This is a genomic window from Belnapia rosea (assembly GCF_900101615.1).
In the GTDB taxonomy this organism is placed as follows: domain Bacteria; phylum Pseudomonadota; class Alphaproteobacteria; order Acetobacterales; family Acetobacteraceae; genus Belnapia; species Belnapia rosea.
The window spans coordinates 466,965-485,479 of sequence record NZ_FMZX01000001.1; the positions used below are offsets into that span (position 1 = coordinate 466,965).

Annotated in this window: 19 protein-coding genes; 7 read left to right on the forward strand and 12 right to left on the reverse strand. The window is 72.0% G+C overall.

Annotated elements, in window-relative coordinates; all coding sequences use genetic code 11:
* The first annotated feature begins 6 nt into the window (after nucleotides 1–6).
* The 3 genes from BLR02_RS02270 to BLR02_RS02280 are packed head-to-tail and all read left to right on the forward strand — an operon-like array spanning nucleotide 7 to nucleotide 2,612.
* Nucleotides 7–573, forward strand: a complete 567-nt coding sequence (locus BLR02_RS02270) for a carboxymuconolactone decarboxylase family protein (protein ID WP_090660058.1) — start codon at nucleotides 7–9, stop codon at nucleotides 571–573.
* Nucleotides 570–1,613, forward strand: a complete 1,044-nt coding sequence (locus tag BLR02_RS02275; RefSeq protein WP_090660061.1) for an amidohydrolase family protein — start codon at nucleotides 570–572, stop codon at nucleotides 1,611–1,613. The genes BLR02_RS02270 and BLR02_RS02275 overlap by 4 nt, the downstream gene beginning before the upstream one ends.
* 30 nt (nucleotides 1,614–1,643) lie before the next feature.
* Nucleotides 1,644–2,612, forward strand: a complete 969-nt coding sequence (locus BLR02_RS02280; RefSeq protein ID WP_090660064.1) for a Bug family tripartite tricarboxylate transporter substrate binding protein — start codon at nucleotides 1,644–1,646, stop codon at nucleotides 2,610–2,612.
* Nucleotides 2,613–2,735: 123 nt separating this feature from the next.
* Here BLR02_RS02280 and BLR02_RS02285 read toward each other — a convergent pair whose 3' ends face one another.
* Genes BLR02_RS02285 through BLR02_RS02325 form a run of 9 tightly spaced genes read right to left on the reverse strand, consistent with a single transcriptional unit; the run spans nucleotide 2,736 to nucleotide 10,965 of the window.
* Complete coding sequence (locus BLR02_RS02285) at nucleotides 2,736–3,902, reverse strand: MFS transporter (RefSeq protein ID WP_090560765.1); 1,167 nt, start codon at nucleotides 3,900–3,902, stop codon at nucleotides 2,736–2,738.
* A gap of 13 nt (nucleotides 3,903–3,915) precedes the next feature.
* The gene (gene thiL, locus BLR02_RS02290) at nucleotides 3,916–4,881 is read right to left on the reverse strand and encodes a thiamine-phosphate kinase (protein WP_090660069.1); all 966 of its coding nucleotides are present in this window, start codon (nucleotides 4,879–4,881) and stop codon (nucleotides 3,916–3,918) included.
* A gap of 3 nt (nucleotides 4,882–4,884) precedes the next feature.
* Nucleotides 4,885–5,469 carry a transcription antitermination factor NusB gene (gene nusB, locus BLR02_RS02295; protein WP_090561073.1) on the reverse strand — a complete coding sequence of 195 codons (585 nt, stop codon included), beginning with the start codon at nucleotides 5,467–5,469 and terminating at the stop codon, nucleotides 4,885–4,887.
* Nucleotides 5,470–5,528: 59 nt separating this feature from the next.
* Nucleotides 5,529–6,029: a 6,7-dimethyl-8-ribityllumazine synthase gene (gene ribH / locus BLR02_RS02300; protein ID WP_090660072.1), complete on the reverse strand. Its 501-nt coding sequence runs from the start codon at nucleotides 6,027–6,029 to the stop codon at nucleotides 5,529–5,531.
* Nucleotides 6,030–7,163, reverse strand: a complete 1,134-nt coding sequence (ribB, locus tag BLR02_RS02305; RefSeq protein WP_090660075.1) for a 3,4-dihydroxy-2-butanone-4-phosphate synthase — start codon at nucleotides 7,161–7,163, stop codon at nucleotides 6,030–6,032.
* Nucleotides 7,160–7,795, reverse strand: coding sequence for a riboflavin synthase (locus BLR02_RS02310; protein ID WP_090560769.1), 636 nt, complete (start codon nucleotides 7,793–7,795; stop codon nucleotides 7,160–7,162). The genes ribB and BLR02_RS02310 overlap by 4 nt, the downstream gene beginning before the upstream one ends.
* On the reverse strand, nucleotides 7,777–8,889 hold the full coding sequence (gene ribD, locus BLR02_RS02315) for a bifunctional diaminohydroxyphosphoribosylaminopyrimidine deaminase/5-amino-6-(5-phosphoribosylamino)uracil reductase RibD (protein WP_090561074.1): 1,113 nt from the start codon (nucleotides 8,887–8,889) through the stop codon (nucleotides 7,777–7,779). The genes BLR02_RS02310 and ribD overlap by 19 nt, the downstream gene beginning before the upstream one ends.
* Before the next feature lie 8 nt (nucleotides 8,890–8,897).
* The gene (locus BLR02_RS02320; RefSeq protein ID WP_090660078.1) at nucleotides 8,898–10,268 is read right to left on the reverse strand and encodes a sensor histidine kinase; all 1,371 of its coding nucleotides are present in this window, start codon (nucleotides 10,266–10,268) and stop codon (nucleotides 8,898–8,900) included.
* Between the two features lie 19 nt (nucleotides 10,269–10,287).
* Nucleotides 10,288–10,965, reverse strand: a complete 678-nt coding sequence (locus BLR02_RS02325) for a winged helix-turn-helix domain-containing protein (protein WP_090560771.1) — start codon at nucleotides 10,963–10,965, stop codon at nucleotides 10,288–10,290.
* A gap of 111 nt (nucleotides 10,966–11,076) precedes the next feature.
* Between BLR02_RS02325 and BLR02_RS02330 the strand changes: the two genes are divergently transcribed.
* The 4 genes from BLR02_RS02330 (at nucleotide 11,077) to BLR02_RS02350 (ending at nucleotide 15,908) form a co-directional block, all read left to right on the forward strand.
* A complete protein-coding gene (locus BLR02_RS02330) occupies nucleotides 11,077–11,619 on the forward strand; it encodes a fasciclin domain-containing protein (RefSeq protein WP_176849337.1) in 543 nt (180 codons plus the stop codon).
* Nucleotides 11,620–11,756: 137 nt separating this feature from the next.
* On the forward strand, nucleotides 11,757–13,205 hold the full coding sequence (locus tag BLR02_RS02335) for a DegQ family serine endoprotease (protein WP_090560773.1): 1,449 nt from the start codon (nucleotides 11,757–11,759) through the stop codon (nucleotides 13,203–13,205).
* Nucleotides 13,206–13,275: 70 nt separating this feature from the next.
* Nucleotides 13,276–14,370 carry an AbrB family transcriptional regulator gene (locus tag BLR02_RS02340; RefSeq protein WP_176849338.1) on the forward strand — a complete coding sequence of 365 codons (1,095 nt, stop codon included), beginning with the start codon at nucleotides 13,276–13,278 and terminating at the stop codon, nucleotides 14,368–14,370.
* 251 nt (nucleotides 14,371–14,621) lie between these two features.
* Nucleotides 14,622–15,908: an amidase gene (locus BLR02_RS02350; RefSeq protein ID WP_090660088.1), complete on the forward strand. Its 1,287-nt coding sequence runs from the start codon at nucleotides 14,622–14,624 to the stop codon at nucleotides 15,906–15,908.
* Between the two features lie 39 nt (nucleotides 15,909–15,947).
* Here BLR02_RS02350 and BLR02_RS02355 read toward each other — a convergent pair whose 3' ends face one another.
* The 3 genes from BLR02_RS02355 to rutA are packed head-to-tail and all read right to left on the reverse strand — an operon-like array spanning nucleotide 15,948 to nucleotide 18,317.
* Nucleotides 15,948–16,529, reverse strand: coding sequence for a malonic semialdehyde reductase (locus tag BLR02_RS02355; RefSeq protein ID WP_218127838.1), 582 nt, complete (start codon nucleotides 16,527–16,529; stop codon nucleotides 15,948–15,950).
* A 43-nt stretch (nucleotides 16,530–16,572) separates the two neighbouring features.
* Nucleotides 16,573–17,238: an isochorismatase family protein gene (locus tag BLR02_RS02360; protein WP_090660095.1), complete on the reverse strand. Its 666-nt coding sequence runs from the start codon at nucleotides 17,236–17,238 to the stop codon at nucleotides 16,573–16,575.
* Nucleotides 17,238–18,317: a pyrimidine utilization protein A gene (gene rutA / locus BLR02_RS02365; protein ID WP_090660098.1), complete on the reverse strand. Its 1,080-nt coding sequence runs from the start codon at nucleotides 18,315–18,317 to the stop codon at nucleotides 17,238–17,240. The genes BLR02_RS02360 and rutA overlap by 1 nt, the downstream gene beginning before the upstream one ends.
* Nucleotides 18,318–18,515 lie beyond the last annotated feature (198 nt).

Here is an 18,515-nt window from a genome sequence, read left to right on the forward strand (position 1 = left end):
GACCGCATGCCCCGCCTGGACCTGCCGCCCGAGGCGGCGATGACACCGGAGCAGCGCGCCGCCTGCGCCGAGGCGATGGCCGGCATCCGCGGCCGCGTACCGGCGCCGATGATCGCCTGGATCCGCAACCCGGAGCTCGCCGCGCGCGGCCAGAAGCTCGGCGAGCTGCTGCGCTACCAGACCACGCTGGAGCCGCGCCTGTCGGAGCTCGCCATCCTGGTCTGCGCCCGGCACTGGACCTCGCACCACGAATGGACCGCGCACAAGCGCGAGGCGCTGAAGGCGGGGCTCGCCCCCGAGGTCATTGCCGCCATCGCCGCGCGCCGGGTGCCGGCGCTGGCCGATGCGCGGGAGCGGGCGGCCTACGACGTCGCCTCCGCCCTGCTGGCCAGCGGCCGCGTCCCGGCGCCGCTCTACCGGCAGGGCCTCGACGCCCTCGGCGAGCGCGGGATGGTCGAGCTGGTGGGCATCCTCGGCTACTACTGCCTGGTCGCGCTGACGCTGAACGCCTTCGAGCTGGGCCTGCCCGGCAGCCTCGCCCCGGAACTCGATGACCCGGAGCACCGCGCATGAGCGGCCCGGCGCATGGGCACCAGATCCCGGTGCGGGAGGACTGGCTGGCGATGACGCGGGAGGAGGCGCTGGACCCGGGCCAGCCGATCATCGACCCGCATCACCATCTCTGGGACCAGCCGGGCTGGCGCTACCTGCTCGACGAGCTGCTGGTCGACCTCCGCAGCGGCCATGACGTGCGGGCGACAGTCTACATCCAGTCCTCCCGCTCCATGCTGCGCGCCGAGGGGCCGGAGCCAATGCGCGCGGTGGGCGAGACCGAATTCGCCAACGGTGTCGCCGCCATGTGCGCCAGCGGCGCCTATGGAGCGGTGCGCGCCTGCGCCGGCATCGTCGGCGCCGCCGACCTGCGGCTCGGCGATGGGGTGCGCCCGGTGCTGGAGGCGCATCTCCGCGCCGGCGGCAAGCGGTTCCGCGGCATCCGCCACATCGCCACCTGGGATCCCGACCCGGCGATGCTGAACCCGGCCTACCAGCCGGCCGAGGACATGCTGGACAGCCCCGCCTTCCGCGCCGGCTTCGCCCATCTCGCCGAACTCGGCCTCGGCTTCGACGCCTGGCTCTACTTCCACCAGATCCCCCGCCTGGCCGGACTGGCCCGCGCCTTCCCGCAGGTGCCGATCGTGCTCGACCATTGCGGCGGCGTGCTTGGCATCGGCCGCTATGCCGGGAAGCGGGACGAGGTCTTCGCCGCGTGGTCGGCGAACCTGCGGGAGCTGGCCGGCTGCCCGAACGTGATGGTCAAGCTCGGCGGCCTCGGCATGCGCCTGCCGGGCTTCGGCTTCGAGGCGGGCGAACGCGCCCCGACCTCGCTCCAGCTGGCCGAGGCCTGGCGCCCCTGGATGGAGCGCTGCATCGAGACCTTCGGCGCGGCGCGCTGCATGTTCGAGAGCAATTTCCCCGTGGACAAGGGTGGCCATTCCTATGCCGTCGGCTGGAACGCCATGAAGCGCATCGCGGCCGGCGCGAGCGCCGAGGAGAAGGCCGACCTGTTCTGGCGCAGCGCCGCCCGGTTCTACCGCCTGCCTGGCCTCGCCTGACCACATTCGAGCAATCCGGAGGAACGACCTATGAGAAAGCGCCAGGTCCTGGCCGCATTGCTGGGCATGCCCTTCGTCCGGCCGGCGCGGGCACAGGACGGCTTCCCGTCCCGCCCGCTGCGCTTCATCGTGCCCTTCGCGGCGGGCGGGCCGAGCGATATCGTCGCCCGCATCGTGGCGCCGCACATGGCGGCGACGCTCGGCCAGCCGGTCATTATCGAGAACCGCCCCGGCGGCGGCGGCATGACCGGTGTCGACGTGGTGGCGAAGGCCGCGCCGGATGGCTACACCTTCGGCATCGGCAGTGCCGGGGCACTCGCCATCGCGCCGAAGCTCGGACGCGGCACGCCCTATGACCCGCTGCGCGATCTGGCGCCGGTCACCCTTGGCGTGCTGGTGCCGGAGCCGCTGGTGGTGCCTGCCTCCTCCCCCTACCGCAGCCTCGGGGAGCTGATCGCGGATGCGAAGGCGCGGCCTGGCGCGCTCAACTTCGGCACCACCGGCAACGGCTCCATGCCGCATCTGGCGGGCGAGCAGTTCCGGGCCGCGGCGGGGCTGGACATCGTGCAGATCGCCTACAACTCCGGTGGCCAGCTCGCCACCGCCATCCTGCGCAACGAGGTGCAGCTTGGCTTCGCCGACCTGCCGGTGCTGATCCCACAGATCCAGGCGGGCGCCATGCGCGCGCTCGCGGTTGGGACGAAGGAGCGGCTGTCCTGGATTCCCGATGTACCAACCTTCGCCGAGCTCGGCCTGCCGACGGTGGATGCCAGCAACTGGCATGGCCTCTTCGCCCCGGTGCGCATGCCAGACGGGCCGCTCGCCGCCATCCGCCGGGCCGCCATCGCTGCCTTGCAGGATGAGGAGGTGCGCCGGCGACTGCACGACCAGGGCGCCATCCCCGGCGGCGGCAGCGCGGAGGAGTTCGGCGCCTTCATGCGCAGCGAATCGGAGAAATGGGGCGAGGTCATCCGTCGCAACAACATCCAGCCGGACTGACCGGCCGCGGTGGACATGGGCCGCGCCGGACGTCACGCTGGCGTGGCGCCAGCCGGGCCGGGAACGGGCGGTCCGTATGCGCCCTGTCTTACGGGACCCGCCCCGACCCTTGGGGCCGGACCCTCAGCCCGCCGCGGCGCGGGTGCCGCGAAGCTGCTGCCAGGCGATGACGCCAAGGGCGAGGATGAGGGCGGGCAGCACGGTGAGGTTCAGCACCGCCCAGCCGGCCTCGGCATGCACCGCGCCGGAGAGGAAGGCGGTGCAGGCGACCGTGCCGAAGACGATGGTGTCGTTCGCCGCCTGGGCGCGTACCCTCTCCTCCGGCGCGTGGGCCGTGGCGAGCAGGTTGGTCGCACCGACGAACATGAAGTTCCAGCCGATGCCGAGCAGGCCGAGCGCCAGGCCGAAATGGGCGAAGCTCTCGCCGCTGAGACCGATCGCCACGCAGAGGGCAGTCAGCGCGGCGCCGGCTACGATCACCGGGCGGACGCCGAAGCGGGCGATCAGCCGGCCGGTGACGAAGCCCGGGCCGTACATGGCGACGGCATGGATCTGGATGACCGTCGCCGAGGCGCCGACGCCGAAGCCGCAGAGCATCATCTCGACCGGAGTCGAGGTCATCAGCAGGTTCATGGTGCCATAGGCCACCATGCCGGTGATGGCAGCGGTGAGGAAGGCGGGGCGGGCGATGATCTCGGAAACCCGGGCGCCGCTGGCGTGGCGGGGCGGCGGCGGGGGCAGGCGGACCTGCGACAGCAGCGCGATGCAGAGCACCGGCAGGCAGGCCAGTACCAGATAGGTGCCGAGGAAGAGATAGGGCGGGAGCGAATCCCGCGTCGCCTTCACCAGCTCCGGCCCGAGGCTGGCGGCGAGGATGCCGCCGGTCATGACGAGGCTGATGGCGCGCGGGCGGTAGCCTGGGGAGGCCACCTCGGCGGCGGCGAAGCGGTAATGCTGGGCGATGCCGAAGCCGAGGCCGGCAGGGACGGCGCCGAGGCAATAGAGGACGAAATCCCCCATCCAGACCCCGGCGGCGAAGGTGAGGGACCCGGCCATGGCGCCGAGCGCGCCGAGGATGAAGCCCGGTCTGCGGCCGAGCCGGGCGAAGACCATCCCGGCCGGGATGGAGGCCGCCATGGTCGCCGTCATCTGGATGGCGACGGGCAGGGTGGAGAGCGACTTGTCCTCGGCCAGGCTGTGGCCGATCAGCGCCGCCATCACCGCCTGGCCGACGGTCGCGGCCTGCATCAGGGCCTGGCAGCAGAAAAGCAGCCAGACCTGGCGTTTCATCGCCGCATCGTTGCTAGAAATGGCTCCATCCCCCCACCGGGAGCGCCATGGGGGCACCCTCCGGTCCTTGGACCAGGACCTCTGCGGGCCCTTCGGTGAATTGGCCGATCCGCGTCACCGGGATGCCGGTCGGGGCCGCGAGGGCCGCGATGCCGGCGCCGGGCGGGGCGGCGAAGAGCAATTCGTAATCATCGCCGCCGGCCAGGGCCAGCGGCAGCAGCGCCGGGTCTGCCATGACCAGGGCGCGGGCGGCGGGGGAGAGCGGCACCGCATCCGCCTGGATCACGGCGCCGCAGCCGGCGGCGCGGCAGAGATGGCCGCAATCCTGGACGAGGCCATCGGAGACATCCATCGCCGCCCGGGCATGGCCGGCCAGCGCCGCGCCGAGGGCGAGGCGGGGCTCCGGCAGGCGGTAGCGGCGGGCGAGATGGCCCTCGGCATCGGCCGGGAGGTGCCCCTGCAGCACGCGGAGTCCGAGGGCCCCGTCGCCGATGGTGCCGGAGACCCAGATCTCGTCGCCTGGGCGGGCGCCGGCGCGGCGGAGCGCGGCACCGGGGGCAACGGTGCCCAAGATGGTCAGCGACAGGCTGATGGGCCCTGGGGTCGAGACGGTATCGCCGCCAAGGACGGAAAGGCCGAACTGCCGCTGGTCCTCGGCCAGCCCGGCAACGAAGCCGGCGAGCCAGCCTGGCGGCAGATCACGCGGCAGGGCGGTCGTCATCAGGTAGCCGAGCGGCGTGGCCCCCATGGCGGCGAGGTCGGAAAGGTTCACCCGCAGCAGCTTGCGGCCGATGGTCTCGGGCGGATCCCCGGGCAGGAAATGCACGCCCGCCACCATGGCATCGGCAGCCAGCACCAGCTGGCGGCCAAGGGGCGGGTCGAGCAGGGCCGCGTCATCGGCGAGACCAAGGGCTTCCGGCCCGGCAAGGGGCAGGAAGTGCCGGGCGATCAGGGCGAATTCGGCGGGCGGCGCGGCCACGGCTTACTTCCGGCCGGCGGCGAATTCCTCCGGCCGCAGGCTGCGGGCCAGCGCGTCGAGCACGCCATTGGCGAAGCGCGGCTCCTCGCCGCCGAAGAAGCCATGGGCGATGTCGAGATACTCGTTGATCACGACGCGGGCCGGAGGCTGTCCGCCGCCTTCGGCGAATTCGGCGCAGGCGGCGCGGAGCAGGGCGCGCAGCACCGGGTCGAGCCGCATCATCGGCCAGTCGGCATCGAGATGGTTGGCGATGATGCCGTCCAGCCGATCGCCATTCTTCGCCGCGGTGCGGACGATGGTGCCGAAGAGCGGCCTGTCCGCCTCGGGCACGCCGCCTTCCTCATAGCCGCCGCCGATGCGGTGGCTGAGGAATTGCTGGATGACGGCCTCGGCCGACTCGCCGGTCTGCTCGCTCTGGTAGAGGGCCTGGACGGCGGCGACGCGGGCGCCGGTGCGCGGGCGGCCGCCCTTGCCCTGCGGGCCGCCGGCGGGGCGCTTGCCGCGGGGCTTGGCGGTGACGGGCTTGCCGGTTGCCGGCTGGGCACCCGGCTTCGGCGCCTCCGGCGTGCCGGCCTGCTCCGCCTCCATCTCGGCGCGGAGCCTGTCGAGCTCGCTGGTGCCGAGGTTGGAGGTCTTCCAGGTGCCGCTCATGCGAGGCCCCAGCGGCGCCGCAGCGCCACCTGGCCGAGCAGCGCATGGGCCGCCTCGGCGCCCTTGTTGTGGCGGTCATCGGCCGAGCGGGCCTCGGCCTGGGCGAGGCTGTCGACCGTCAGCAGGCCGAAGCCGATGGCGGCGCCGCGCTCGGTCGAGACATTCATCACCCCCTGGCAGACCGCGGCGCAGATGAAGTCGTAATGGTCGGTCTCGCCCTTCACCACGCAGCCGAGCAGCAGGAAGCCGTCATAGCGGGTGGATTTCGCGCCCTTGGAAGGCTGGCTGAGCGCCATGCGCAGCGCCGCCGGCAGCTCGAAGGCGCCGGCAACCTCGACGACCTCCGCCGTGGCTTCCGCCTCGGCAAAGACGCGCTGGGCGCCGCGCAGCATGCCGCCCACCACATCGGCGTAATAGGGCGCCTGGATCACCAGCAGATGCGGCGCCGGCCCGTCCAGCGGCCGCGCCTGGCGTTCCGGCGCATCGATCGTACTCATTCAATCATCCTTCCTGACCAGCGCGCGCGTCTCCACCACGCGCAGGCCATAACCCTCGAGGCCGACGATGGGCCGAGGGTTGTTCGATAGCCGTATCATGTCGCGGACCCCGAGATCGGCCAGGATCTGCGCGCCGATCCCATAGTCCCGGATCTCGGGCGGCGCCACCCGGCGGTCGCGGTTGTTCCTCACCTGCTCGCTCATATTGTCCGGCCGCCAGTCGCGGATGATGACGATCACGCCGCGGCCGGCCGTCTCGATCATCCGCATGGAGTCATGCAGGTCCGCCGTGCCGGCACCGAGGACGATGTCGTGCAGCAGGTTGGCGGCATGCATCCGCACATGCACGGGACCGGGGGCGCTGACATCGCCGCGGATGAGGGCCAGGTGTTCGCCGGGGGCGAGGGTGTTGGCATAGACGACGAGGCGCCAGTCGCCGCCGACCGGGTGGTCGATATGGCCCTCGGAGAGGCGGCGGACCAGGCGCTCGGTGCGGCGCCGATGGGCGATCAGGTCGGCGATGGTGCCGAGCTTCAGGCCGTGATGCTGGGCGAAGGCGACGAGGTCCGGCATCCGCGCCATGGTGCCGTCGTCGTTCATGATCTCGCAGATCACGCCCGAGGGGTTGAGGCCGGCGAGGCGGGCAAGGTCGACCGAGGCCTCGGTATGGCCGGCGCGGACCAGCGTGCCGCCGTCGCGCGCCACCAGCGGGAAGACATGGCCGGGGGTGACGATATGCTCCCGCCCCATTTCCGGGTTGATGGCGACGGCGACGGTATGGGCGCGGTCGGCAGCCGAGATACCGGTGGTGACGCCGTCCTTCGCCTCGATCGAGACGGTGAAGGCCGTCGCGTGGCGCGTGCCGTTGGCCTGGGCCATCAGCGGCAGGCCGAGCTGCTCGACCCGGCGCCGGTCCATCGCCAGGCAGATCAGGCCGCGGGCGAAGCGGGCCATGAAATTGATGGCGTCGGGCGTCGCGAACTGGGCCGGGATGACGAGGTCGCCCTCATTCTCCCGGTCCTCGTCATCGACCAGGATGAACATCCGGCCGCGCCGGGCCTCCTCGATCAGCTCCTCGGTCGGGGAGATGAACTCGGCGAAATTGATGGTCTTGGTCGCCACCGCGCCGGTCATGCCACTTCTCCCCTGGCGGAAAGTCCCTGAAAGGAAACGAGGCGCGCCACGTAGCGCGCCAGGGTGTCGATCTCGATATTGACGTGGCCGCCCGGCTGCAGCGTGCCGAAGGTGGTCACGGCCGCCGTATGCGGGATGACGTTGACGCCGAAGACCGCCCCGTCGACCTCGTTCACGGTGAGCGAGACGCCGTCGATCGCCACCGAGCCCTTGGCGGCGACGAAGGGGGCGAGGTGCTCCGGCAGGCGGAACCGCCAGCGGACGGAGCCGTTCTCCGGCACGGCCGAGAGAACCTCGGCGACGCCATCGACATGGCCGGAGACGAGGTGGCCGCCGAGCTCGTCGCCCATGCGGAGCGAGCGCTCGAGATTGATGCGGCTGCCGGGAGCGAGGCGGCCGAGGGTGGTCTTGGAGAGGCTCTCGGCCGAGGCATCGATCGCGAACCAGTCGCCACCCAGCTGCACCGCCGTCAGGCAGCAGCCGGAACAGGCGATGGAGGCGCCGATCACGGCGGGGGCCGGATCGGCCAGGAAGGCGGGGGAGGTGCCGATGACGATGCGCATGTCGTTGCCATCGCCCAGCGGCTGGATTTCCCGCACCGTGCCAAGATCCGTCACGATCCCGGTGAACATCGCCCGCACTCCTCGAATTCGGTCAGCCAATCCTGGCCCAGCGGTCGGCTGGCAATCCTGTGAAATCTGGGCATGGCGGAAAGCAGGGCAAGCGGCAAGGGCTGGACGGCGGGCAGGCCATCGCCGCCCATGATGCCCGGCGCGTGGAACCAGGCGAGGCGGTTGACGAAACCGCCGCGCAGCAGCCCGGCCGCGAGCCCCGCCCCGCCCTCGGCCAGCACCCGCGTCACCCCGCGCTGGGCCAGCGCGCCGAGCAGGGCGGCGAGGTCGAGCCCTGGCCTGGCACGGGGGATGGGGAGGATCTGCACCCCGGCCTCCTGATAGGGGGCCAGCACGCCGGGGCGCTGGTTGGTGCGCGTGGCGATCCAGGTCGGCACCTCGCGCGCCGTCCGCACCAGGCGGGAGGCAAGCGGGGTGCGGAGGCGGCTGTCGGCCACCACCCGGGCCAGCGGCACGCGCGCCGTGCCGGGGAGGCGGGCGGTCAGCTCCGGGTCATCGGCCAGCACCGTGCCGCTGCCGACCAGGATGGCGTCATGCCGGGCGCGCAGCGCATGCGCCTCGCGCCGGGCCTCGGGGCCGGTGATCCACTGGCTCTCGCCCGAGGCGGTGGCGATGCGGCCGTCGAGGGTCGTCGCCAGTTTCAGCGTGACGAGGGGGAGGCCCCGGGTGATGCGGCGGGAGAAGCCGGCATTCTGGGCACGGGCCTCCTCGCCCAGCAGGCCGAGCTCAACGATCACGCCCGCCTCGCGCAGGCGCTGCAGGCCGCGGCCGTCGACGCGGGGGTCCGGGTCGCCGGTCGCGACGACGACGCGGGCGATGCCGGCGCGGATCAGCGCGTCGCAGCAGGGCGGGGTGCGGCCCCAATGGGAGCAGGGCTCGAGAGTGACATAGGCGGTGGCGCCGTGCGCGGCCTCCCCGGCACGGGCCAGCGCCTCCACCTCGGCATGGGGGCGGCCGCCGGGCTGGGTCCAGCCACGGCCGATCACCTGCCCCTCCCGCACCAGCACGCAGCCGACCGAGGGATTCGGCCAGGTATTGCCAAGGCCCCGCCGCGCCAGCGCCAGCGCGGCGGCCATATGCTCCCGATCCGTCATGCGGCGCACTATGGGCCGCCCGGGGCGGGGCGCGAAGGGGCCGGAAGGGCGAGCTCGACCCGGAGGCCGGGCCGCGCATCGCCGAGGGTGAGGCGGGCGCCATGCAACTCCGCCACCGCGGCGACGAGGGCCAGGCCGAGGCCGGCGCCGGGCCGGCTGCGGGCGGCGTCCAGGCGGTGGAAGCGGCGGAGCACGGCCTCGCGCTGGTCGGGCGGGATGCCCTCGCCGTCATCCTCGACGACGAGGCTGGGGTCCGGGGTGAGGGCGAGGCGGATGCGGCCGCCCTCCCGGCCATGCTTCACGGCATTCTCGAGGAGGTTGGCCAGGGCCTGGGTCAGCAACTCGCGGTCGCCATGGGCGGTGATGCCTGGGGCGATGGCGGTCTCGAGGCGCTGGCCGCGCTCCTCGGCGGCGGGGGCGTAGACCTCGGCGACGGTGGCGGCGAGGGCGGAGAGGTCGAGCGGGGCGAAGCCGGCCTGGCGGGCGCCGCTCTCGACCTGGGCGATGCGGAGCAGGGCGGCGAAGATCTCGAGCAGGCTCTCGCAATCCTGCAGCGCGGCCTCCGTCGCGGCGCGCCAGCCGGCATCGTCCGGGGCGCGGAGGGCGGTCTCCAGCCGCCCGCGCAGGCGGGTGAGGGGCGTGCGCAGGTCATGGGCGATGTCGTCGGTGACCTGGCGGAGGGTCTGCATCAGCCCCTGCACCCGGTCGAGTGCGGCGTTGATGCGGCGGGCGAGGCGGTCGAACTCATCGCCGCCGGTGCGGACGGGGAGGCGATGGGCGATCTCGCCGGCCTCGACCCGGGCGAGCGCGGCATCCATGGCGGCGGCGCGGCGGGTGACGCCACGGCCCATCAGCAGCCCACCCATCAGGCCGAGCAGCATGGCGCCGCCGCCGACCCAGCCGGCCGCGCCGAGCAGGAGCGATTCGAGCTGGCGCACCGGGCCGACATCCCGTGCGACGATGAGGAAGCCGCCGCCGGGCAGCGGGGTGCCGAGGGCCAGCAGCTCCGGCGACTCGGCCTCCTTCAGGCCTTCGAGGCGCAGTGTGGCCCAGCCGGGGGCGCGGGGGGCGCTGGCGAGGTTGCCGGCGAGGCGTTCGCCATCCGGGGCGGCCAGGAGGTAGTATTGCGTGCCGCTGCGGTCGGCGCCGAGCCGGGCCTCGATGGAGACGGCCAGCGACCGCACCCCGCCGAGCCGCGCCGCCTGGGCCAGCACCCCGCTGTCGCGGTCGACCTCCTGGGCGAGCTGCCGGAGGGCAAAGCCGGTGGTCGCCCACCAGGCGACGCCGGAGAGTGCCGCGGTGCCGAGCAGCGTCAGCAGCAGGTGCAGCAGCGTGACGCGGAAGGCCGTGGTGCGCCACCAGCGGGTGGATTGCTCCATGCCGGCGACCTTGGGAGACTCAGTCGGGCGCGCGGATGACATAGCCGGCGCCGCGCATGGTGTGGATGAGGGGCGGCTGGTCCTCGCCACCGAGCTTGGCGCGCAGCCGGCTGACATGGGTCTCGACCACGCTGGTCTTGGGGTCGAAATGGAAGTCCCAGACGCCTTCCAGCAGCATGGTGCGCGTCACCACCTGGCCGACCCGGCGCATCAGGTACTCGAGCAGGCGGAATTCGCGCGGCTGCAGCTCGATCCGGCGGCCGGCGCGGGTGACCTGGCGGCGCAGCAGGTCCATCTCCAGGTCGCCGACGCGCAGCGTGGTCGCCTCCGTCGCCATGGGCGGGCGGCGGGCGAGGGCGTTGAGGCGCGCCATCAGCTCGGCGAAGGCAAAGGGCTTGCCGAGGTAATCGTCGGCTCCGGCCTCCAGCCCCTCGACGCGGTCGCCGATGCCGGTGCGGGCGGTGAGGAAGAGCACGGGCGTGCGGATGCCGGCGGCACGCAGCGCGCGGACGAGGCCGAGCCCGTCGAGGCGCGGCAGCATGCGGTCCACCACCAGCACGTCGTGCCCCTCGCTCATGGCGAGGTGGAGGCCATCGGGGCCGTCGGCGGCATGGTCCACCACATGGCCGGCCTCGGTCAGGCCGCGGCGGATGAAGCCGGCCGTTTCCGCATCATCCTCCACCAGCAGGATCTTCACGCCGCCTCCGCACCCATGGCCGGCGCGGAGAATAGGCAGGAGGCGGATCGAATGCGAACTCCCCCGGCGGGACGGGTTTTGGGCCGGATGCAACCCAGGACATTTTCCAAGATGCGCTTTCCCTCCCTCTCCATGCTGGCCGCGGCCGGCCTCCTGCTTGGTGCCGGTGCCGCCCGCGCGCAGGATTGCATGGCGGTGATGGCCGGTGACTCGCGCCTCAGCAGCTTCGTCGATGCGCTGAACCGCACCGGCCAGGCCGAGCTGCTGCATGGCGCCGGCCCCTTCACCGTGCTCGCACCCGATAACGGCGCGATCGACCGGGTGCCGGTCAATATCCGCAACGACCTGATGGGCTCGCAGCCCGGTGCCGATATCGACCCGGTGCGCGGCCCGGCAGTGGTGAATGCGCAGATGATCGACGGCCGGCACTTCGCCCGCGAGGTCGAGGGGCGCAACCGCGTCACGGTCAGGACCCGCAACGGGAACATGCTGGTGATCGAGCGTGGGGCGGATGGCCAGTACACGCTGACCCCGGAGCGCGGCGGCTTCGGCGCCGGCGGCATCCGCCAGGTGGAGCCGGCGCATGTGGTGCAGGCCGATATCCCCTGCAGCAACGGCGTCGTCCATATCGTCGACCGCGTGCTGGTGCGCTGACGCCGCACGGCTGATGACGGGGCGGGACGATCATACAAAACCGTATGGTTCAGGGCAGGAAGCCGGGAGGCGGATGGGGCTTTGATAGGGGCATCCCGGCTGCCTCGGAGCGGCCGGCCCCGGAAGGAGCCATTGCGATGCCCAGCATCAAGACCCCCACCAAGATCCTCGCCGCCGGCGCCCTGGCGCTGGCGCTCGGCACCACCGCGCTGACGCCCTTCGTGCCGCGTGCCACCGCCCAGCCGGCCGCTGCCACGGCCCCGGCGACGGCCGTTGCCCTGCCGCGCCCGGTCGGGCCCGACTTCGCCGATCTCGCTGCCCGGGTGGCGCCGGCCGTGGTGCGCATCACCGTCACCGGCCATGCCGAGGCGGCCTCGGCGCAGATGCCGCCCGAATTCCGCGGCACGCCCTTCGAGCGCTTCTTCCGCGGCCAGCCCGGCGGCGGCGAGCGGCGCACCATGGGCCAGGGCAGCGGCTTCATCATCGACCCGGCCGGCTATGTGGTGACCAACAACCATGTCGTCGGCCAGGCGGATTCGGTGAAGGTGGAGCTGGCCGATGGCCGGCAGCTTCCGGCCAAGGTCGTCGGCACCGACCCGAAGACCGACCTTGCCCTGCTGAAGATCGAGGCCGGCAGCAACCTGCCGACCGTCGGCTTCGGGGACAGCGACAAGCTGCGGGTCGGCGAATGGGTGCTGGCCATGGGCAACCCCTTCGGACTCGGCGGCACGGCGACGGCCGGCATCGTCTCCGCCCGCGGGCGGCAGATCGGCGCCGGGCCCTATGACGACTTCATCCAGACCGATGCCTCGATCAACCCCGGCAATTCGGGCGGCCCGCTGTTCAACGCGGCTGGCGATGTGGTCGGGGTGAATGCGGCGATCTTCTCGCCCTCCGGCGGCAATATCGGCATCGGCTTCGCCGTGCCCTCCTCGATGGCGCAGTCGGTCATCGCCCAGCTCAAAGAGACCGGCCGGGTGGAGCGTGGCTGGCTCGGCGTCTCGATGCAGGCGATCGACCCGACGCTGGCCAGCGCCCTCGGCCTCAACGAGAACAAGGGCGCGCTGATCGGCGGCGTGGAGCCGGACGGGCCGGCGGCCAAGGCCGGGCTGCAGCCGGGTGACATCGTCACCGGCTTCAACGGCCGCCCCGTCGCCGTGCCGCGCGACCTGGCCGAGGCGGTGGGCGGGCAGAAGCCCGGCGCCACGGTGAGCCTTGCCCTGCTGCGCGACGGCAAGCCGGTGGAGGAGCGGGTGACGCTGGCGAACATCCCGGACCAGCAGGAAGCGCGGGGCGGGCCGGCGGCGGCACAGTCCCCGGCCAATCTCGGCATGGCGCTGGCGCCGCGCGAGCGGGGCGGACGCGGTGCCGTGGTCGCCGAGGTGCGGCCGGACAGCGTGGCCGCCACCCAGGGGCTGCAGCCGGGCGATGTCATCCTCCGCGCCGGCGACCGGGCGGTGGCCGGGCCGCGCGACGTGGCGGAGGCGGTGAGCGCCGCGCGGCGCGACAAGCGACCGGCGATCGCGCTGCAGATCGAGCGTGAGGGCGGACGGGCCTTCGTGGCGCTGCCCTTGCAGGCCGGCTGAGAGGGTACCCAAGCCGGCACGCCCATTGCATACCATCTTCGTGTCCGGCGGAGCGGGGATGGATGACGGGATGGCGGGTTCTGGCCTGGGCTTCGGGCCGATGACGGCGGCGCGCATGGGGCGGCTGCTGCTCGGTGCCATGCTGGGCGGGGTGGGGGGTGCCGTCTTCGCGGCCCTCCACCTGCCCTTGCCCTGGTTGATCGGCTCGCTGCTGGCGGTGGCGGGGGCCAGGCTGGCTGGGCTGCCCGCCGAGGCGGCAAGGCCGGCGCGGAATACCGGCTTCATCGTGGTCGGCAGTGCGCTCGGCCTCTATTTCACCCCGGCGACGGCGGCCGTGCTGCTCGCCAACCTGCCGCTGCTGGTGGCGGCGGCCCTCGTCACCATCGGCATCGGCGGCGGGCTGGCGCTGATCCTGGCGCGGACCGGGCAGGTGGACCCGGCAACGGCCTGGTTCGCCTCCATTCCCGGCGGCGCGGCCGATATGGCGATGCTGTCGGAAGCCTATGGCGGCGCCGGCGCGCCGGTCGCGCTGGCGCAGCTGCTGCGGGTGGTCTCGGTCGTGGTCCTGGTGCCGAATGTCATGGCGCTGACCGGGCTGCATGGCGACCATCCGCAGATCGCCGCCAGCCTGCCCTTCTCGCTGCCAGGATTCGCCGCCCTCCTTGCCCTTGGCCTCGCCGCCGCCCTGCTGCTGCTCCGCTGCGGGATGCGGGCGGGCTGGATGCTCGGGCCGCTGGCGGCCAGCGCGGCGCTGACGGCGTCGGGCCATGTGCTGTCGGGTGTGCCGCTCTGGCTGACGGCGATTGCCCAGGTGGCGCTCGGCGCCAGCCTCGGGGCGGGGTTCAGCCGGTCGATGCTGGCGCGGTGCCGGCGGTTCGTCCCGGCGGCGCTGCTGCATGTCTGGCTGCTGATCGGTGGCTGCGCCCTGGCCGGGCTCGGCCTGGCGCTGCTGGCGGGCAAGCCGCTCGGCGCCCTGTTGCTCGGCACCGCGCCGGGCGGCATCGCCGAGATGAGCCTGACGGCCAAGACCCTCGGCCTCGAAGTGCCGCTGGTGGTGACGATGCAGGTGACGCGCATCGCCCTGGTGGCGGCGCTGACGCCGCCGGTCTTCCGCCTGCTGCACCGGCGGCACCTGGCAGATGCGGCGCCGGCGGCGGGGGATTGAGCGGCATGGAGGAGCCCTGCCTGCTCTCCGCCGCCGAGGCCGGGCGGAGGCGGCGGATGAAACGGCCCCGGAAGAGATCGCGGCCTTCTGTATCCGCATTGGCTTCGGCGCATTGACGGCGGAGCAGCGGGCGCGCATGGCGGAACTCGCCCGGATCGTGGCCGAGGCGGCGGCCCTGCCGCGGGTTGCCGACAAAATCGAAGAGCCGATGCCCGTCTTCCGGGTCCGCGGCTGACAGGAAAGGACGAGGCATGGAACCCTGGCAGCTCACCGCCGCCGCCGCCGCCGTGAAGCTCCGCGAGGGCCGCCTCACCGCCGAGGCGCTCACCCGCTCCTGCCTCGAGCGCATCGCCGAGCGCGAGGCGGTGGTGAAGGCTTGGTCCTTCCTCGACCCGGTCCTCGCCATCAGCAGCGCGCGGGAGGTCGACAAATCCTCGGTGATGGGAGCGCTGCACGGGCTGCCGATCGGCGTGAAGGACATGATCGACACCGCCGACATGCCGACCACCTACAACTCGCCGATCTACCAGGGGCTGCGCCAGGGGCGGGATGCCGCCTGCGTCGGCGTGGCGCGGGGCGAGGGGGCGGTGATCCTCGGCAAGACCGATACGGTCGAATTCGCCGCCGCCGGCCGGCGGGCGCTGACGCGCAACCCGCATGACACGGCGCGGTCGCCGGGTGGTTCCTCCTCCGGCTCGGCGGCGGCCGTCGCCGATGGGATGGTGCCGCTGGCCTTCGGCACCCAGACCGGCGGCAGCACGATCCGCCCGGCCTCCTTCTGCGGCGTCTATGCGATGAAGCCGACGCATGGGGTGGTGAACACCGAGGGGGCCAAGCGCTACTCCCATACCCTCGACACCATCGGCTGGTATGGGCGGGAGCCGGCCGACCTGCGGCTGGTGGCGGAGGCCTTCCGCCTCTTCGATCTCGACCGGCCGCTGGAGAAGGAGCTGCAGGCGCTGCGGATCGGGCTGTGCCGGGGGCCGAACTGGCACCTCGCCGCAGCGGAGTCGCGCGAGGCGCTGATGCTGGCCGGGCAGCGGCTGGAAGCGGCCGGGGCGGTGGTGGAGGAGCTGGCGCTGCCCCAGGCCTTCGAGGGCATCACCGAAGCGCAGCGCGTGGTGCTGCTGGGCGAGGGGCGGGGTGCCTTCCTGCAGGAATACGTCGCCGCCCATGCGAGACTGCATGCGGATTTCCGCGACCGCGTCGAGAATTTCGCCGGCATCAGCGGGGCGCAGCTGGCCGGCGCCTACAACCTGGCGGCGGAGTGCCGGAAGCTGTTCGATGCGCTCTTCCCACGCTTCGACGCGGTGCTGACGCCGGCCGCGGTGGGCGAGGCGCCGCTCGGGCGGCAGGATACCGGCAACCCGGTTTTCAACAGCATGTGGACGCTGCTGCACGTGCCCTGCATCGCCATCCCCTGCACGCGGGGGCCGCATGGCATGCCGGTCGGGGTGCAGATCGTCGGGCCACGCTTCGGCGACGCGGCACTGCTCGACGTGGCGGCGCTGGTGGCGTCGGTGATCGACGCCGCCTGAGGCGAGACGGGCCGGGGTTGCCCCCGGCCCGGTGCTGCCTCAGGCGATGGTGCAGGCTTCCTCGAAGCTGAGGCGCGGCAGGCGGTCGAAGACGCCGCTCGGGTCGCCATGGCCGAGATTGACCAGGAAGTTCGACTTCACCTTGGTGCCGGCGAAGAAGGCCTCGTCGCACTTCGCCTTGTCGAAGCCGGACATGGCGCCGACATCAAGGCCGACCAGCTTCGCCGCCATCATCAGGTAGGCGCCCTGCAGCGTGGCGTTGCGGAAGGCGGTCTCGGCCGCCAGCTCCGGGCTCGAGGTGAACCAGGAGCGCGCATCGGCATGCGGGAAGAGCTGCGGCAGCTTCTCGTAGAATTCCATGTCCTGCGCGACGATGACGCAGACCGGTGCGCTGATCGTCTTGGCGAGGTTGCCGGAGGAGAGGCAGGGGGCGAGCCGGTCCTTGCCCTCCTTCGTCGTGACGAAGACGAAGCGCGCGGGGGAGCAGTTGGCCGAGGTCGAGCCGAATTTCAGGATGTCGTAGATCTGGCGGAGTTCTGCCTCGGAGACGGGCTGGTCGGTCCACTTGTTCTGGGTGCGCGCCTTGAGGAACAGCGCATCGATGGCGGCCTGGTCGAGCATCGGGGGGTCTCCTTCACTGCGCGTCATAGCCCAGGCGGCATGGTCAGTCACCGGTCATGGCGGCAAGGCCGTCGAGCACCTCGGCGACCGGCAGCACATCGGCGTACTTCACCGCCATGTCGTAGAGATTGGCGAAATGCGGGCTCTCGTGCCGGTCCGCCACCGCCTCCTCCGGCACGATCATGCGGAAGCCGCAGGACAGCCCGTCCACCACCGTCGCCCGCACGCAGCCCGAGGTGGAGCCGCCGGTGACGATGACGGTGTCGATGCGGTGGAAGGCGAGGAGGGAGCGGAGATTGGTCTCGAAGAAGGCGGAGGCCATGCGCTTGTTGATGAGGATGTCGCCCGGGGCGCGCTCCACGCGCGGGTCGAGCGCGGCGCGGGGCGAGCCTTCCTTGATGTTCTGCAGGCTGTCCGGCGTGTCGCTCCGCGTGCCCCAGACGCCGCAATCCTCGCCGCTCGGCAGATAGGCGACATAGGTCCAGACCACGGGCAGGCGCCGCGCGCGGCAGAGCGCGGCGAGGCTGTTCATGTGCAGGATCTGGTCCGGATCCGTCTCGTAGGCGGTGACGTAATCAGCCGGGCGGGTATAGGCGCATTGCACATCGACATTGACGAGTGCCGCGCGCTGGCCGAAGCCGAAGCGCGGGCGTGCCTCGGCGCGGAGCGCGGCGTAGAGCTGGCGTGCCGTCCGGCCATCCTCGATCATCAGGCCGCCGCCTGGGTGACGTGCCGGCGGCTCGTCATCAGCGGCTGGATGCGGGTGCCGAACTGGTCCATGCCGATGAGGAAGTCATCGAAGGTCAGCATGACGCCCTGCAGGCCCGGCGTCTCGGCCAGCGCGTCGAGCTGCCGCGCCACCGTCTCGTAGGAGCCGATGAGGCGCAGCATGTTGGTCGGCACGCGGTCGGAGCGGACCATGCGGCCGACGGTGCTGTGCGCCTCGGCCTTCACGTCGGCGGCCGCCTGCGCGTCGCGCCAGGCCAATGCCTCGAGATCCGTGCCGGCGACGTAGTGGTGCCATTTCGCCATCGCCGCCTCGTCGGTCTCGTCGGCGATGATCATCATCAGCAGCATGGCGCCGCAGTGGCGGCCGGCGGCGGCATTGGCGGCGAGCAGCCGGTCGGTGTGCTGGCGGACCTGGGAGACGTCGTTGATGCCGCCGGCGCTGATGAAATTGTAGTCGGCATAGTCGGCGGCGAATTGCATGCCGCGATTCGACTGGCCGGCGGAGATGATCTCGATCTTCCTGGTCGGCAGCGGGCTGACGCGGCAATCCTCCATCGTGAAGAAATCGCCCTTGTGGTCGGAGCGGCCGGTGGACCAGAGCTCCTGCATGACCTTCACGTATTCCGAGCAGTATTCGTAGCGGCGGGCGAAATGCGCCTCGCCGGGCCAGATGCCCATCTGCTCGTACTCGGCCTTCTGCCAGCCGGAGACGATGTTCACCCCGAAGCGTCCGTGGCTGATGCTGTCGATCGTCACCGCCATGCGAGCCAGCACGGCGGGCGGGATGGTGAGGACGGCGACCGAGGCAAAGAGCTTGATGCGCTTGGTCACCGCCGCCAGCCCGGCCATCAGGCTGAAGCTTTCGAGGTTGTGGTCCCAGTACTGGCTGGGCCCGCCGAAGCCGCGCAGCTTGATCATGGAGAGGGCGAATTCGAAGCCGTAGCGCTCCGCCTTTTCCGTCACCTCGCGGTTCAGGTCGAAGCTCGGCATGTATTGCGGCGAGGTGCTGGAGATCAGCCAGCCATTGTTGCCGATGGGTAGGAAGATGCCGACATCCATGGGCTCGCTCCGCTTCGTCAGGCGGCTATCCTATCGGCGGGGCGTTGGGGGATGGAGGGGTCGTATGCCGCGAAAAGGGGCGAATCGGGACGGCACCGCCCCTTTGGTAGGCATGCCACGGCCAAGAATGCTCAGGCTTGCGGCAAGATCGCTTCGTTGCGGCCTGCCGAAGCTTACGGCCAGACCCATGGTGCAGTG

Coding starts and splice junctions, on each gene's coding strand:
- BLR02_RS02285 (WP_090560765.1), bottom strand. CDS start 3,902: ATGAAACGCCAGGTCTGGCTGCTTTTCTGCTGCCAGGCCCTGATGCAG.
- ribB (WP_090660075.1), bottom strand. CDS start 7,163: ATGACCGGCGCGGTGGCGACCAAGACCATCAATTTCGCCGAGTTCATC.
- ribH (WP_090660072.1), bottom strand. CDS start 6,029: ATGAGTACGATCGATGCGCCGGAACGCCAGGCGCGGCCGCTGGACGGG.
- nusB (WP_090561073.1), bottom strand. CDS start 5,469: ATGGAGGCGGAGCAGGCCGGCACGCCGGAGGCGCCGAAGCCGGGTGCC.
- BLR02_RS02335 (WP_090560773.1), top strand. CDS start 11,757: ATGCCCAGCATCAAGACCCCCACCAAGATCCTCGCCGCCGGCGCCCTG.
- ribD (WP_090561074.1), bottom strand. CDS start 8,889: ATGACGGATCGGGAGCATATGGCCGCCGCGCTGGCGCTGGCGCGGCGG.
- BLR02_RS02320 (WP_090660078.1), bottom strand. CDS start 10,268: ATGGAGCAATCCACCCGCTGGTGGCGCACCACGGCCTTCCGCGTCACG.
- BLR02_RS02355 (WP_218127838.1), bottom strand. CDS start 16,529: ATGCTCGACCAGGCCGCCATCGATGCGCTGTTCCTCAAGGCGCGCACC.
- BLR02_RS02360 (WP_090660095.1), bottom strand. CDS start 17,238: ATGATCGAGGATGGCCGGACGGCACGCCAGCTCTACGCCGCGCTCCGC.
- BLR02_RS02280 (WP_090660064.1), top strand. CDS start 1,644: ATGAGAAAGCGCCAGGTCCTGGCCGCATTGCTGGGCATGCCCTTCGTC.
- BLR02_RS02350 (WP_090660088.1), top strand. CDS start 14,622: ATGGAACCCTGGCAGCTCACCGCCGCCGCCGCCGCCGTGAAGCTCCGC.
- BLR02_RS02310 (WP_090560769.1), bottom strand. CDS start 7,795: ATGTTCACCGGGATCGTGACGGATCTTGGCACGGTGCGGGAAATCCAG.
- BLR02_RS02340 (WP_176849338.1), top strand. CDS start 13,276: ATGGCGGGTTCTGGCCTGGGCTTCGGGCCGATGACGGCGGCGCGCATG.
- BLR02_RS02275 (WP_090660061.1), top strand. CDS start 570: ATGAGCGGCCCGGCGCATGGGCACCAGATCCCGGTGCGGGAGGACTGG.
- rutA (WP_090660098.1), bottom strand. CDS start 18,317: ATGGATGTCGGCATCTTCCTACCCATCGGCAACAATGGCTGGCTGATC.
- BLR02_RS02270 (WP_090660058.1), top strand. CDS start 7: ATGCCCCGCCTGGACCTGCCGCCCGAGGCGGCGATGACACCGGAGCAG.
- BLR02_RS02330 (WP_176849337.1), top strand. CDS start 11,077: ATGCGCTTTCCCTCCCTCTCCATGCTGGCCGCGGCCGGCCTCCTGCTT.